This window comes from Microcystis sp. LSC13-02 (assembly GCA_002282935.1).
GTDB lineage: Bacteria > Cyanobacteriota > Cyanobacteriia > Cyanobacteriales > Microcystaceae > Microcystis.
The window spans coordinates 1-12,734 of sequence record MTBT01000146.1; the positions used below are offsets into that span (position 1 = coordinate 1).

At 41.4% G+C, this 12,734-nt stretch carries 15 protein-coding genes and 1 pseudogene; 13 read left to right on the forward strand and 3 right to left on the reverse strand.

Translation table 11 applies throughout. From position 1 onward, the window contains the following. Positions 1 to 103: 103 nt before the first annotated feature. From BGL89_RS08805 to BGL89_RS08825, 5 genes are all read left to right on the forward strand, one after another. Positions 104 to 991 carry a nuclease-related domain-containing protein gene (locus tag BGL89_RS08805; RefSeq protein ID WP_502692609.1) on the forward strand — a complete coding sequence of 296 codons (888 nt, stop codon included), beginning with the start codon at positions 104 to 106 and terminating at the stop codon, positions 989 to 991. A gap of 27 nt (positions 992 to 1,018) precedes the next feature. Then, positions 1,019 to 1,300, forward strand: coding sequence for a hypothetical protein (locus BGL89_RS08810; protein WP_286825387.1), 282 nt, complete (start codon positions 1,019 to 1,021; stop codon positions 1,298 to 1,300). Between the two features lie 433 nt (positions 1,301 to 1,733). Next, entirely contained in the window at positions 1,734 to 1,988 is a 255-nt protein-coding gene (locus BGL89_RS08815; protein ID WP_286825388.1) for a DUF4160 domain-containing protein, read from the forward strand. Further along, entirely contained in the window at positions 1,945 to 2,262 is a 318-nt protein-coding gene (locus BGL89_RS08820) for a DUF2442 domain-containing protein (RefSeq protein ID WP_286825389.1), read from the forward strand. Before BGL89_RS08815 ends, BGL89_RS08820 begins: the two co-directional genes overlap by 44 nt. Positions 2,263 to 2,285: 23 nt before the next feature. Next, positions 2,286 to 2,735 carry a hypothetical protein gene (locus BGL89_RS08825; protein ID WP_286825390.1) on the forward strand — a complete coding sequence of 150 codons (450 nt, stop codon included), beginning with the start codon at positions 2,286 to 2,288 and terminating at the stop codon, positions 2,733 to 2,735. A gap of 16 nt (positions 2,736 to 2,751) precedes the next feature. Here the strand turns inward: BGL89_RS08825 and BGL89_RS08830 are convergent, their stop codons facing one another. Further along, the gene (locus BGL89_RS08830; RefSeq protein ID WP_286825391.1) at positions 2,752 to 3,909 is read right to left on the reverse strand and encodes an FAD-dependent oxidoreductase; all 1,158 of its coding nucleotides are present in this window, start codon (positions 3,907 to 3,909) and stop codon (positions 2,752 to 2,754) included. A gap of 219 nt (positions 3,910 to 4,128) precedes the next feature. Between BGL89_RS08830 and phaA the strand changes: the two genes are divergently transcribed. The 7 genes and pseudogenes from phaA to chlP all read left to right on the forward strand — a co-directional run bounded on the left by phaA (position 4,129) and on the right by chlP (position 10,300). Next, complete coding sequence (gene phaA / locus BGL89_RS08835; protein ID WP_286825392.1) at positions 4,129 to 5,319, forward strand: acetyl-CoA acetyltransferase PhaA; 1,191 nt, start codon at positions 4,129 to 4,131, stop codon at positions 5,317 to 5,319. Between the two features lie 12 nt (positions 5,320 to 5,331). Beyond that, entirely contained in the window at positions 5,332 to 6,048 is a 717-nt protein-coding gene (phaB, locus tag BGL89_RS08840; RefSeq protein ID WP_286825393.1) for an acetoacetyl-CoA reductase PhaB, read from the forward strand. A gap of 62 nt (positions 6,049 to 6,110) precedes the next feature. Beyond that, positions 6,111 to 6,305 (forward strand): BrnT family toxin, encoded by a 195-nt coding sequence (locus BGL89_RS08845; RefSeq protein ID WP_286825394.1) that lies wholly within the window; start codon positions 6,111 to 6,113, stop codon positions 6,303 to 6,305. Beyond that, on the forward strand, positions 6,289 to 6,501 hold the full coding sequence (locus BGL89_RS08850; protein ID WP_286825395.1) for a hypothetical protein: 213 nt from the start codon (positions 6,289 to 6,291) through the stop codon (positions 6,499 to 6,501). The genes BGL89_RS08845 and BGL89_RS08850 overlap by 17 nt, the downstream gene beginning before the upstream one ends. A gap of 79 nt (positions 6,502 to 6,580) precedes the next feature. Continuing rightward, a pseudogene (gene phaE, locus BGL89_RS08855) lies at positions 6,581 to 7,575 on the forward strand (class III poly(R)-hydroxyalkanoic acid synthase subunit PhaE). Positions 7,576 to 7,738: 163 nt separating this feature from the next. Then, positions 7,739 to 8,833, forward strand: a complete 1,095-nt coding sequence (locus BGL89_RS08860; RefSeq protein ID WP_286825396.1) for a class III poly(R)-hydroxyalkanoic acid synthase subunit PhaC — start codon at positions 7,739 to 7,741, stop codon at positions 8,831 to 8,833. A gap of 249 nt (positions 8,834 to 9,082) precedes the next feature. After that, on the forward strand, positions 9,083 to 10,300 hold the full coding sequence (gene chlP, locus BGL89_RS08865) for a geranylgeranyl reductase (protein WP_002735532.1): 1,218 nt from the start codon (positions 9,083 to 9,085) through the stop codon (positions 10,298 to 10,300). A 127-nt stretch (positions 10,301 to 10,427) separates the two neighbouring features. On the opposite strand, the gene BGL89_RS08870 is transcribed toward chlP, so the two are convergent. Further along, complete coding sequence (locus tag BGL89_RS08870) at positions 10,428 to 11,399, reverse strand: hypothetical protein (RefSeq protein WP_286825397.1); 972 nt, start codon at positions 11,397 to 11,399, stop codon at positions 10,428 to 10,430. A 90-nt stretch (positions 11,400 to 11,489) separates the two neighbouring features. Here BGL89_RS08870 and BGL89_RS08875 point away from each other — a divergent pair, with 90 nt between their 5' ends. Next, positions 11,490 to 12,311, forward strand: coding sequence for a sulfotransferase family protein (locus tag BGL89_RS08875; RefSeq protein ID WP_286825398.1), 822 nt, complete (start codon positions 11,490 to 11,492; stop codon positions 12,309 to 12,311). A gap of 96 nt (positions 12,312 to 12,407) precedes the next feature. On the opposite strand, the gene BGL89_RS08880 is transcribed toward BGL89_RS08875, so the two are convergent. Next, positions 12,408 to 12,608, reverse strand: a complete 201-nt coding sequence (locus BGL89_RS08880; protein WP_286825399.1) for a hypothetical protein — start codon at positions 12,606 to 12,608, stop codon at positions 12,408 to 12,410. Positions 12,609 to 12,734 lie beyond the last annotated feature (126 nt).

Genomic DNA, 12,734 nt, shown 5'->3' on the forward strand with positions numbered 1-12,734 from the left:
AGAGCGAACTAATCAATTAAATCTCTTACCAGATAAGGATTTAGTCGATTTATGCCACCCTATCGAACCATACCAAGTAACGAAGAACCACGATGATTTTTACATTTTTCAAGACAGATACTGGATTTTTAAGAATAAAGATGGAGCTAGAACTGAAAGAGAAACGGATTTCTTGTTAGTTCATCCCCAGAAAGGTCTATTGATTATTGAAGTCAAGGGAGGAACTCGATTTTCTTACGACGGGGAACATGATAAGTGGAAATCGGGAGATAATATTTATTATCAAAATCCCTACAAAAAACAATTAGCTAACTCAAAGAATTTGCCGTTATTACTAAAACGTGAACTACCTAGTTTGAAAAATCGTTGGATACCTTGTGGATATGCAATTTGTTTTCCTCATATTGATATTTTAGAGGGAAATTTAGCTCTCTTTATGGAAAAAAAAGTTACTTTATTTAGAGATGATCTGAAAAATCTAGGTGAGAAAATCAACGAAATATATAGTCATTATAGCAATAATAATAATCATCATCAACCTCTTGGCAAAAAGATAGTAGAAGAAATTAAAACTTTAATTACCCCTAAATCAGAATTTAGAAAATCCCTAAGTGCAAAACTAGAAGATGAGGAACAAACTATAATTAAGCTGACTAAAGAGCAACAAGAAATTTTAGATGGTTTTTATAAAGTTAAAACTCCAATCCTTATTGATGGACATGCGGGAACAGGAAAAACTCAACTCGCAATCTCACAAGCTATTTCAGATATTCAACTTTATAAATTGGTTTTATTCATTACTAATTCTCAGGATTCAAAATATGATATTTCTAAGGAAATTTCGCTTAATGTTGAAATTAACAATGATCTTTTAAAGATATTTACGTTTCAAGAACTTAGTTTAGTACAAAAAGTTTTAGAAAATAAAGAAAATTTAGAAGAAGTCAGAATTATTATTGATGAGGCACAACAATTAGATGGTGATTTTTAAAGAAAAATAGCTGACTATGCTAGTCAAATGTTTAATCTATCAATTTTAATTTTTAAAGATGATTCTCAAAAAACTAATGAAAATGATATACAAGAGATATTTAAACCCTTTAATTATACCCTGCAAAAAGTAATCAGAAACACAATTAATATTTTTGATTCTTACGAAGAATATATTAGTCCAACCTATAAAGTAAAAAAGCCTGTCAGACAGTTTAAGGAAGTCAGCACAGATTATTACACAACTGATGAAGAATTAATTGGGGTTTGCGGCAAAAAGTTTTTCCTCAGGGCGGGGTGTAGGGTGTAGGGTGTAGGGTGTAGGGTTTTACCGATTTTCAGGTGGTCAATTACCTATTTTTCAGGGAAAAAGTGCCTGAATTTTCCCCCCGATCACTCCAAGGTCAGGCACTTTTTGATGTCAAAAAAGTCCAAAAGTGTTATCCGACAAGGTTTTTAGATTTATTCAGCAAACCCTAATTATGTTTGATCTTTGGTCAAGAATAGACCTCGACCTAATATTATCTCAAGAGCAAAAGTCTTTCTAGTTAAGGAATCTACCCGAATAAAAATTATTTTAATTGCCTCATATTTTTTCAGTGAAATTGAATTAGCAACGATAGATATACATTTCAGCTATCGAACTATTTAGTGAGTACACAAACTAAAAGCAAGCTGTGACTGGATTATAATTTTTGGAGATGTCTAATAGATAAAGTCAAGATTGGGGGCAATCTGTACCTATGCCGACGGCCTTACGGACTGGTCCTTACCGCTTCTACTTTTATTCCTATGATTGCCATGAACCACGACATATACACGTAGATCGAGAGAACCGAAGCGCCAAATTCTGGCTAGATCCCGATGTCACACTGGCAACAAATCACGGTTATAATCGCAGAGAGTTGCGTGACATTGAGCGTATAATCCGTGAACATCTGGAGGTATTGAGACATGAATGGGATGATTTCTGCGGTGGTGACACTGGCCCTGCCTAAAATAGTTAGTGTCACGGTGACAGATGATACCCTGTCTGTTGACCTCGAAGACGGTCGTACCATTGCTGTCCCGATTGGTTGGTATCCGCGTCTGGCTCATGGCAGTCCGGCTGAGCGTGTTAATGTTCAAATTAGCGGTGGAGGTTATGGTATGTATTGGCCAGAACTCGATGAGGATATCGGTATTGAAGGATTGTTGCTTGGCAAACAATCTACAGAAAGTGCTACTTCGTTCAAACGCTGGTTACAGCGGCGTAAAGCCAAGCAATATTAATTCGTTCAAACGAGGACAAGCAGATGACAATTCTACAAGCATGGCTTCAAAATTTGCAAGCACGGTTTCAAAATCGGAACAATCAGAATGCGTTACCTCATGCAGGTGTATCACTTGAAGATCTGAGAGAATTGTCTGTAGGCAATCCTGAACAAGCCAAGATAATATTAGAATATGAAAAACTTAAAGAGGATAATCATTGGTCAAAACCTTTTTTAACTTTTGTTGCAGGTGCATTAATCCCTTTAATTGGTCTGGTGTTAGTAGCTCGTGACAAACAACAAGAGATTGCTCAAAAAGATGCAGAGATTCAGAATCTGAAAGAACAAGCGCACAAAAATAGACTAAAGGATATTTATGGAGTATTTTTAACCAACAGAACTGTAATCTACTCTACAAACCCAAGCGAATGCGAAAATTTCGCACGTATCACGGATGCTGTTTATCAGCGATTGCACTGTCCTGTGGAGTGATTTTATTAACTCGTAATCATCGAGATTTTGGTAAAGTATCGTAGAGCGTATCAAATTGTCTCATAAAAGCTCGATCGATCCGATCTTTCCATAACCATAATAACGGTGATTGCCATGCGAAACCGCCCCAAGATGCGATCGCTTTTTGGTCTCCTGTACCGATTAAACTCAGATAATTTTTCTGGGGAAAATAGGGTTTTAAGGGCCGATTTTGCAGAATTCTTTGTAAATTATCGTATAAAGGTTTTCCTTGTCGGACGGCAAAAACTCCTGCTTTCGGACGGGGATAATCTGGAATCGTGGCAATATCTCCCACGGCAAAAATATGGGGATGAGACAGAGATTGCAGATAATTATTCACTAAAATAAACCCTTTTTCATCTGTCAGTAATCCCGACTCTTTAATCCAACTAGAGGCCGAGGCAGTCGTTACCCAAATTGTATAATCGATGGGTAAAACTAACCCCGATGAACAGATAACTTGATCCGGTCTTACTTCTATTACATCCGTTGATAAATATAATCTAATTCCCCTTTGTTTAAAAATCTTCTCTAAACGTTGACCGACCCAATTATTATGGGCTGGTAGGAGTTTTTTTCCTCGATGAATCAGAGATAAATTCAAATTACTGCTAGAGTTGAGAATTTTTGCCAAACGGGACTGCATATTTAAAGCTAATTCTACCCCGCCCGCGCCACCGCCCACAATGACGATATTGAGAGGATTATTAGGGTTACTAACCGCTTTTTTGAGTATTTCTTGCCATCCTTCCCGAAAAATCGGCACTGGTTTGGCGGGAATAGCGTACTCTTTAGTACCGATAACATTATCTACTGCCGGGATACTGCCGATATCGATCGAGAGATAATCAAAGGGAATCGGTGAATAATTATTACAAATTACTTGACATTTTTCCGTATCTATGAAATTAGCCTTGTCTAAACAGAATTGCGCTTGAGAATACCTAGCTAGAGAAGGTAAATCGATATGAGTCTCAGCAAAATCATAAAAACCGGCGATGTGACCGGGTAACATTCCCGAATAGGGGGTATGGGTGACATCGCTAATTAAAGTTAATTGAACGTTTTTTAGGGGTGATTGTCCCCAAAGACGAAGGGCGATCGCATGACTATGACCCCCACCGATAAAAACTAAGCGCTTGACTAAATCCATAAAAAAACGGGATTGCTGCCAGAAAAGTTAAATTCTAATGAATATATCTTCTTACCCAGAAATTCTGTTGCAAAATCGAGGGTAGATAGACAAAAACTCAAGGCATCGAGGCCATAAAATTTTAACCAATGACAGTAAATTGGGATTTTGCTTTTTTCGGACTCGATATTCTTAAGCAAATTCTATCTATTATCTTCGCTTCCCAATAGAGAGAAGTCTATGCAAGAAGTTTATATCGTGGCCGCAGTCCGGACTCCAATTGGTCGTTTTGGTGGGGGATTGATGGGATTATCCCCAGCCGATTTAGGGGCAACAGTGATGAAATCCGCCATAGAAATCGCTAATTTGCCCCCAGAAGCCCTAGATTTGTACATTTTCGGCAATGTTTTGGGAGCGGGTCATGGTCAGTTAATTCCCCGGCAAGCGGCGATTAAAGCGGGAATTCCCGTAAGCGTGGACGGATATCGGGTGGATATGGTTTGTTCTTCGGGAATGATTGCCGTTAGTAACGCTGCCACCTCAATTCGCGCAGGTGAAGCGGATCTCGTCCTCGCTGGTGGCATCGAATCCATGTCCCAAACCGGCTTTTTTCTCTCCCATCGGGCCCGGTGGGGTTATAAATTCCTCATGGGTGCGCCAGAACAATTAACGGATTTATTACTCCACGATGGCTTAACCGATGCTACCACGGCTGAGGGCATGGGTTCCCAAGTGGATCGCCTCTGTCTCGATCGCGGGGTTTCTCGGCAAGCATTAGACGAAATTGCCGCCTTATCCCACCAAAGAGCGGCCACAGCCACAGAAAAAGGCTGGTTTAAGGGTGAAATCGTGCCGATCGAGCTTAAATCTAAGAAAGGTTCCACAATTCTTGATCAAGATGAGGGTATTCGTCCCGATAGTACCCCAGAAGGGTTAGGAAAACTGCGGCCGGCTTTTAATCCGTCGGGAGTTTTAACCGCGGGGAATAGTAGTCAGATTTCCGATGGGGCCGCCGCTATCCTTTTAGCCAGTAAAAAAGCGGTGGATCAGTACGGTTTAAAACCAATTGCCAAAATACTTGGCGGCGCTGTGGGTGCTGGAAAAACCGAGCGCTTCCCAGAATTCCCCGTCCTAGCGGTGAAAAAATTACTGGCATCCCTAGATAAAACGATCGAAGATTTCGATTTAGTGGAAAATAACGAAGCTTTTGCCTTAAATAATCTGCTTTTTGAGATGGATCTGGGGTTAGCTAGGGAAAAACAAAACGTTCACGGTGGTGCGATCGCCTTGGGTCATCCTATCGGCGCTTCCGGCGCACGAATTCTGGTGACGTTAATTAATGCGTTGAAAGTACAGGATAAAACCCTCGGTATGGGGGCCATCTGTCATGGGACCGGTGGCGGAACAGCGATCGCAATTGAAAGAGTTTAGGAGGAAAAAGCTATGGTATCTCTGGGACTAGAGGAGAAAGTTATCGTCGTTACGGGCGGAAATCGAGGCATTGGGGCGGCTATTGTCTCTCTTTTGATAGATTTGGGGGCCAAGGTGGCTTACACGGATTTAGCCACCGATAATCCCCAGGGGTTAGGCATCGTGGCCGACGTGACTAAGTTGGAATCGATGGAAGCGGCAGCTCAACAAATTGAAGCGGAATTGGGACCAGTGTATGGCATCGTCGCTAACGCGGGGATTACCAGAGATAACTTTTTCCCTAAATTAACGCCGCTAGATTGGGATTTAGTGATTAATGTCAACCTAAAAGGGGTTAATCACACGATTAAGCCATTTATTGAGGGAATGTATGAACGACAAGCGGGATCGATCGTTTGTATTAGTTCTATTTCCGGTGATCGCGGTAATGCCGGCCAAACTAACTACGCGGCCACAAAAGCGGCAGTTATCGGTTTAGTCAAATCCTTAGCGCGAGAAGCTGCCCGTTATAATATTCGCGCCAATGCGATTGCGCCGGGGTTTATTAACACGGAAATGACTTTAGCGATTCCCGAGAAAGTTCGCGATAAAATCACCGCAGAAATTCCCTGTCGTCGCTTCGGTGAACCCGCAGATATCGCCTGGGCAACTGCCTATTTACTCTCTCCTATTGCCAGCAGTTATGTCTCTGGAGAAGTCCTCAGAGTTAATGGGGCCCATCACACTTAATCAGTTATCAGTTATCAGTTATCAGTTATCAGTGGGTAAGTTATCAGTTATCTAATTCAAAGATGGAAAATGTGTTTGTTATTGTCGCTGCTAAGTTGCTTGATTCAGTGGGTGAGTTTCGTTTTCTGACGATAGGACAGTCAAAATTACAAAAGCTGTTAGTCAAATCCCATACAGAAAGAGAAAATGAAATTCGCTTAATTAGCGCCCGTTTAGCTAGTAAACAGGAGAGAAAAAATTATGAATCAGGAGTCTGAAGAAACGGTTAATGACGAGATGCGGACTGAATATGACTTTTCCAGTGGTATTCGTGGCAAATATTATGAAGCTTATCGACAGGCTAGTAATGTGATCATTCTCGATCCCGATGTGGCGGAAACTTTTCAAGATTCAGCCTCAGTCAATGAAGCGTTAAGATTACTAGCAAAAATTGCCAAGTCTGGAAAAATATGACTTATCAGTTATCAGTTATCAGGTGTAGGATGGGTTATTAAACTACCGAAATCAGCGTTAAAGGAAAAGGGCAAAAATAATGGATAAACCGACACAAGCTTGGAGTGAGATGGCCGCCGATTACGTCAATCTTTGGACAGAAACCGGGACAAAAATGTGGTCAAGTTGGTTTGATATGATGGGGGCAATACCCCCTGCCATGGGCAATATTAAACCAGAATTGCAAGAGGCAACCCAGCGCTATTTTGATAATCGGGATTTATTGATCAAATTCCTAAAATTATCGGTGGAAGCTTGGGAAAGTATCTTCCCGAAAATGCAAACAGGAGAAGACTGGCAAACAATTTTAAATAATTATACCCAACAGATGCGCGGTCAACTGAATAGTTTTACTGCCACCACTTCCAAAAGTAGTCAAGATGTCAGTCAACTATGGACAATTTACCTACAACAATTGCAAAGTCTCAATCATTTATGGTTCGATCCTTTCGTCCTGTCAAATGACACAATAACCAAAGCTTGGTTAGGTAATAGTTCTTCTTTGATCGAACTGAATAATATCTACTGGCACAAGTTTTATGATGAAACTTTTGGCCAATGGTTACAGATGCCTTTATTGGGATTGCCGCGAGAATTTAACCGCAAATTACTCGATAGTTTTGAAACTTGGCGGGTTCTTTATCAAGCTAGTATTAACTATCAAATTGTGCTGGCTGATATTCAAGTTAAATCCTTTGAAGCTTTAACTAAAAAATTAGTTTTCCTAGCACAAAAAGGTCAACCTGTCAAGAATTGGCGAGAATTTCAAGATGTGTGGAGTGTAGTCGCCGATGATATTTTTGAAAAGGCTTTTTGTCAACCAGAAAACCTAAAAGTACGGGGAAAATTTATTAATTCCCTCAATGATTATCGCATCAAACAGCAGGATTTAATGGAAATTTACCTGCGATCAATGAATCTGCCTACCCGCAGCGAAGTCGATGAAATTCATCGGACTATCTATGAATTACGCAAAGAGGTAAAAAGTCTCAAAAAAACTTTAGGAGAAAAAAAGCAGTAGAAAGTAACAATTAGTTAATTGTACTTGACAATCAGGTAAGCTATCAGTTATCAGTTATCGGATTGCAGTTTTAAGTATATAGTGTTAGGTGAAAACTTCGGAACTTTTTTTTCACTGATTACTGTTTACTGTTCACTGCTCACTGAAAAATCCCCACTTCTCTAGGAGAATTAAATTATGTGGCCATTTTTGACGCAAGTGAAACTGGAAGACTTTACCCAAGATTATCTAGAATTAACTCAGAAAAATCTCAAAGGTTTAGACAATCTCAAACGAGTTAAAGAAGAAGATATTCAGTGTGGAGTCTCGGAAAAAGAAGCAGTTTATCGGGAAGATAAAATCATTCTCTATCACTTTAAACCCGTGGTCGAAAAACCCTTCGAGATTCCCTTGCTGATGGTTTATGCTTTGGTCAATCGTCCCTACATGGTAGATTTACAGGAGGGGCGTTCTTTAGTGGCAAATCTGCTGAAATTAGGCTTAGATATCTACTTAATTGATTGGGGATATCCCACGAGAAGCGATCGCTGGTTAACCCTTGATGATTATATCAATGATTATGTCGATAATTGCGTCGATTTTATTCGTCAAAGTCACCATCTCGACAAGATTAATCTGTTAGGAATCTGTCAGGGAGGAACCTTTAGTTTATGCTATAGTTCCCTCTATCCCGATAAGATAAAAAATCTGGTAACAATGGTGACACCGGTGGACTTTTATCAAACCGAGACCCTCTTAAATATGCGCGGGGGATGTTCCTTAGGCTCCGAAGCATTAGACATCGATTTAATGGTAGATGCTATGGGCAATATTCCGGGAGATTTTCTCAACTTAGAGTTTCTAGAATTGAAACCTTTGCAGTTAGGTTATCAGAAATACCTTGATTTTCCTGACATCATGGAAGACGAATCAAAATTAGTTAATTTTCTGCGTATGGAAAAATGGATTTTTGATAGTCCCGACCAAGCGGGAGAATCCTATCGACAGTTTCTCAAGGATTTCTATCAGCAAAATAAACTGATTAAAGGGGAAGTGATGTTAGGAGATAAACGGGTAGATTTACACAATCTGACCATGCCAATTCTCAATCTTTATGCGGATAAAGATCACCTTGTACCCCCCGCTTCTTCCCTCGCTTTAGGGAATTATATCGGTACTTCTGACTATACCGCTTGTGCTTTCCCGGTCGGACATATCGGAATGTATGTCAGTGGCAAAGTGCAACGGGATTTACCCCCCGCTATTAGCGATTGGTTAAAAGCAAGAGGTTAACAATCCTCGAAAATATCCCCTTTTCCCAGTTTGGGAGAGGGGTTTAGCACTTTTTTTCTCTATCGGTGTAACACAATACAACACATCGATCAAAAAAAATCTACAGGCAATAAAATAAACTTTTGTAACAGGGGATGTTAAGCACTGTTGCAAGATCGGGCAGAATCGGAGCATCTTGTTCCTTTCGGCTAAACCCCTGTGGTACACTGCAAAGCGTACTCGCTCGTAAGTATGTAGGAGAAAACCTGAGTGTTAAGAGTCGCTGTTGTGGGTTCAGGGCCGGCCGGTTCTTCGGCGGCAGAAACATTAGCTAAAGCAGGCATTGAAACCTATTTATTTGAACGCAAATTAGATAATGCTAAACCCTGTGGTGGAGCGATTCCTCTCTGTATGGTGAGCGAATTTGACCTACCTCCTGAAATTATCGATCGCCGGGTGAGAAAAATGAAAATGATCTCCCCCTCTAACGTCGAAGTCGATATTAATCTCGATAATCAAGACGAATATATCGGAATGTGTCGTCGGGAAGTCCTCGACGGTTTTATGAGAGAACGCGCCCATAAATTAGGAGCGCATTTAATCAACGGAACCGTTTACGGTCTCGACATTCCCACCAATAGCACCGATCCCTATACCCTACACTACGCCGATCACTCCCACGGCAATTCCCAAGGGGAAATGAAATCTCTGAAGGTGGATGTGGTTATCGGTGCGGACGGTGCTAATTCCCGCATTGCTAAAGCTATTGATGCTGGGGATTACAACTATGCGATCGCTTTCCAAGAACGCATCCGTCTCCCCCAAGATAAAATGGCCTACTACGAAGACCTGGCCGAAATGTATGTAGGAAAAGACGTATCCCCCGACTTCTACGCTTGGGTATTCCCCAAATACGATCACGTCGCTGTCGGTACTGGCACAATGAAGGTCAATAAAGCCATGATTAAAGACCTACAAGCCGGTATTCGCGCTCGCGCGGCCCGTCGTCTCGAAGGTGGCGAAATCATCCGCGTGGAGGCTCACCCCATCCCCGAACATCCCCGTCCTCGTCGTGTAGTCGGTCGCGTGGCCCTCGTTGGCGATGCCGCCGGAACAGTTACTAAGTCTTCGGGAGAAGGCATCTATTTCGCCGCTAAATCGGCGCGGATGTGTGCCGAAACCATTGTCGAAGTCACTAACGGCGGCCAACGTATTCCCACAGAGGACGAGTTAAAACTCTACCTGAAGCGTTGGGACAAGAAATACGGTATGACCTATCTGGTGTTAGATATCCTGCAACGGGTTTTCTACCGTACCGATGCCACCCGGGAAGCTTTTGTGGAAATGTGTTCCGATAAGGACGTACAGAAGATGACTTTTGACAGTTATCTCTATAAAACCGTTGTTCCCGCTAATCCTCTCGTGCAGATGAAGATTACTGCTAAAACCATCGGTTCTCTCCTGCGCGGTAACGCTTTAGCTCCTTAAAATCAATTGATAACCAGAAAACCCAATCTCCCTATCGCGGTGGTTGGGTTTTCTTTTGGGTTGTTTCTTCCTATCTTCTCCAATTCAAACAAAAATATCACTTCACCAGCAATCTCTAAGTACCACATCACCTCAAATCTAGAGAAATAACGCTCTTTTGATACCATAATTCGGGGATCAGGTCATAGTAACCAGCTTGTTCAGGTGGGTAAATACCCGCTTCGATTTTCTTGATAATAGTCGGCCAAGCTTGCCTAAACGCAGGAGAGCGCTCGTTGGGGTGCAGAGTCCAACCCTTGGCATTGGTGAGAGTGGCGCGATAGTAGTTGCTTTGTTCTAGGGAGCGAGAAACCATAATTTCCCAAGAGTCGAGTTTTCCTTTGCCAGTAAAAATATTGCCCCAAGTTTTTAAACCATCGGGTAAATGATCGAGAAAGGTATTTTTATAGGAGCGCCAGAGGGGGGTGATCGGTAAAAGGCGATCGTAGCGACGACAATTAAGTAGATAGGCACGACTACCAAAAAATTTAAATTGATAGAATCCGTCGGGATTTTTCCTGCAAGGATGCTGAGAATAAATCGTACCATCGGGCCGGGGTGGACCAGACAAAGGACGCACAAACATCATTTCTGGATGGGTTTCCATTAACTCGATCCCTTCGCGGATCCAACTGTAATCCGGTTCTTGGTAGAGCATCATGTCACTGTCATAATGGACCATATAATCACTGCGACATTGCTCGATTTTGAAGATCGAGCCGAAAATCGGATAACCTTTGTAGTTATGGGTGGAACGGAGGGGACTGCCGAAATGCTTTTGATAGATACGCTGACGATAGCCCGGATCGTAGTTAAAATCCACTAGGCGATCGATTATGCCATCTTTAACTAATTTTTCACCACAGGCTCTTAATTCCTCCATTGTACCCAGTCCGGGGCGATTAACTTTTTCCCCGCTTAAAGGGGCCGTGTCAATAGCGAGTACCTTTTCCTCGAAGGGAAACTGACTCATTTTGACTAGATGGGGAATAGTGTTCATCATAAACCAGACATCGGTTCGCGCCGTAAAAAACCAGAGCGAACAACTTGCCAATCCCATTTTGTATAAACCTCACTTTTGTTTGAGTCTTAAATGGGATACATTATAGGGGAATCTTAGCGACAAGTTGACACAATTCCTTATTAACCTATGACTATAGCCCTCGATCGCTTACCCCAATCTTGGCAGGGTTTAACCCATCGTTTAACTTATAAGTATTTTCAGATACGCATTGATACACCCAAAGACCCCTATAAAATTCTCTTTCGTCCCCAACCCTATCAGGTTTTATTTATTCTTAGCCATATGCGATCGGGTTCGTCTTTATTGACCCATATCCTCAATTCTAATCCTGAAATTATCGGTTTTGGCGAAACTCATCTGGTTTATGAGAGTGAACAGGATTTTAAAACTTTAATGTTTCAACTCTACTGGCGTTTGAAAGATTTAAACATGAATCATAAATATATTTTAGATAAAGTTCTTCACGATCAGAAGTTTTTAGATCATAGTTTTTTGCAATCTGATCCAGTTAAGACCATATTTTTACTACGAGAACCGAAGCGCACTTTAGCTAGTATTCTAGATATTAAACCCCATCAAAACGAGCAGCACGCTCTAGGCTATTATACTGGTCGTTTAGCCACCTTAGAAAGTTATGCTCAATTAATTAACAGCAAAGAAAAGAGTTTATTTATCACCCACGATCAGGTATTAAACCAAAGTCAATTGGTCTTTAATGGTTTACAGAGTCATCTCGATACTAAAACGGGATTTTCTGAAGAATATCGAGTTTTAAAAACCACTGGCAGCCGCGGTATAGGAGATTCTTCCGAGAATATCAAAGCGGGTAAAATTATTAAACAAGCCAGAAAATTAGATATAGAAATTTCCGACGCTGTTTTAACCCAAGCCCAAAAAGCCTACGATCGATGCTACGAAACCCTCAGCCATTATTGTCATTGTATCTAAGCTGAATTGGGGATTAGTAATAGCCTTGATTCTCTCCTCCGAGTCCAAAGAAAATCCCCCTAACTCAACTCTAAGTTGAGCATTTAAAAGGTCTGATTAGCCTTCAATATTAGCAATTGTAAAGCCCATCTGACACTCGTAGAGATTGGGCTGTTGGCTTTCTCCTTTGCCCAAGGAGTGACCACAGCCTAGTTTACCCTCTCGCCACCGAGGTTGCCCCTGCTGGTTGGCTAAAAGACAGCCCTGACAGACAGAACCCGTATCGACAATGTGTTCGTCGGTTAAAATCACTAACATGACGTTCACCCCCATTGATCTCTGATTTGTCTCTATTTTGACACTCCTGGGCCTAAAGGCGTGAGGATTCTTGAGCTAATCACAGCCCTTTCTGGTTTCCCTTACTTAGGTCTTACACGATTATGT

What these genes read in the sequence shown, in the direction of transcription:
- BGL89_RS08810 (WP_286825387.1), top strand. Translation starts at nt 1,019, where the DNA reads ATGTTTAATCTATCAATTTTAATTTTTAAAGATGATTCTCAAAAAACT.
- BGL89_RS08815 (WP_286825388.1), top strand. Translation starts at nt 1,734, where the DNA reads ATGCCGACGGCCTTACGGACTGGTCCTTACCGCTTCTACTTTTATTCC.
- BGL89_RS08820 (WP_286825389.1), top strand. Translation starts at nt 1,945, where the DNA reads ATGAATGGGATGATTTCTGCGGTGGTGACACTGGCCCTGCCTAAAATA.
- BGL89_RS08825 (WP_286825390.1), top strand. Translation starts at nt 2,286, where the DNA reads ATGACAATTCTACAAGCATGGCTTCAAAATTTGCAAGCACGGTTTCAA.
- BGL89_RS08830 (WP_286825391.1), bottom strand. Translation starts at nt 3,909, where the DNA reads ATGGATTTAGTCAAGCGCTTAGTTTTTATCGGTGGGGGTCATAGTCAT.
- phaA (WP_286825392.1), top strand. Translation starts at nt 4,129, where the DNA reads ATGCAAGAAGTTTATATCGTGGCCGCAGTCCGGACTCCAATTGGTCGT.
- phaB (WP_286825393.1), top strand. Translation starts at nt 5,332, where the DNA reads ATGGTATCTCTGGGACTAGAGGAGAAAGTTATCGTCGTTACGGGCGGA.
- BGL89_RS08845 (WP_286825394.1), top strand. Translation starts at nt 6,111, where the DNA reads ATGGAAAATGTGTTTGTTATTGTCGCTGCTAAGTTGCTTGATTCAGTG.
- BGL89_RS08850 (WP_286825395.1), top strand. Translation starts at nt 6,289, where the DNA reads ATGAATCAGGAGTCTGAAGAAACGGTTAATGACGAGATGCGGACTGAA.
- BGL89_RS08860 (WP_286825396.1), top strand. Translation starts at nt 7,739, where the DNA reads ATGTGGCCATTTTTGACGCAAGTGAAACTGGAAGACTTTACCCAAGAT.
- BGL89_RS08870 (WP_286825397.1), bottom strand. Translation starts at nt 11,399, where the DNA reads ATGGGATTGGCAAGTTGTTCGCTCTGGTTTTTTACGGCGCGAACCGAT.
- BGL89_RS08875 (WP_286825398.1), top strand. Translation starts at nt 11,490, where the DNA reads ATGACTATAGCCCTCGATCGCTTACCCCAATCTTGGCAGGGTTTAACC.
- BGL89_RS08880 (WP_286825399.1), bottom strand. Translation starts at nt 12,608, where the DNA reads ATGTTAGTGATTTTAACCGACGAACACATTGTCGATACGGGTTCTGTC.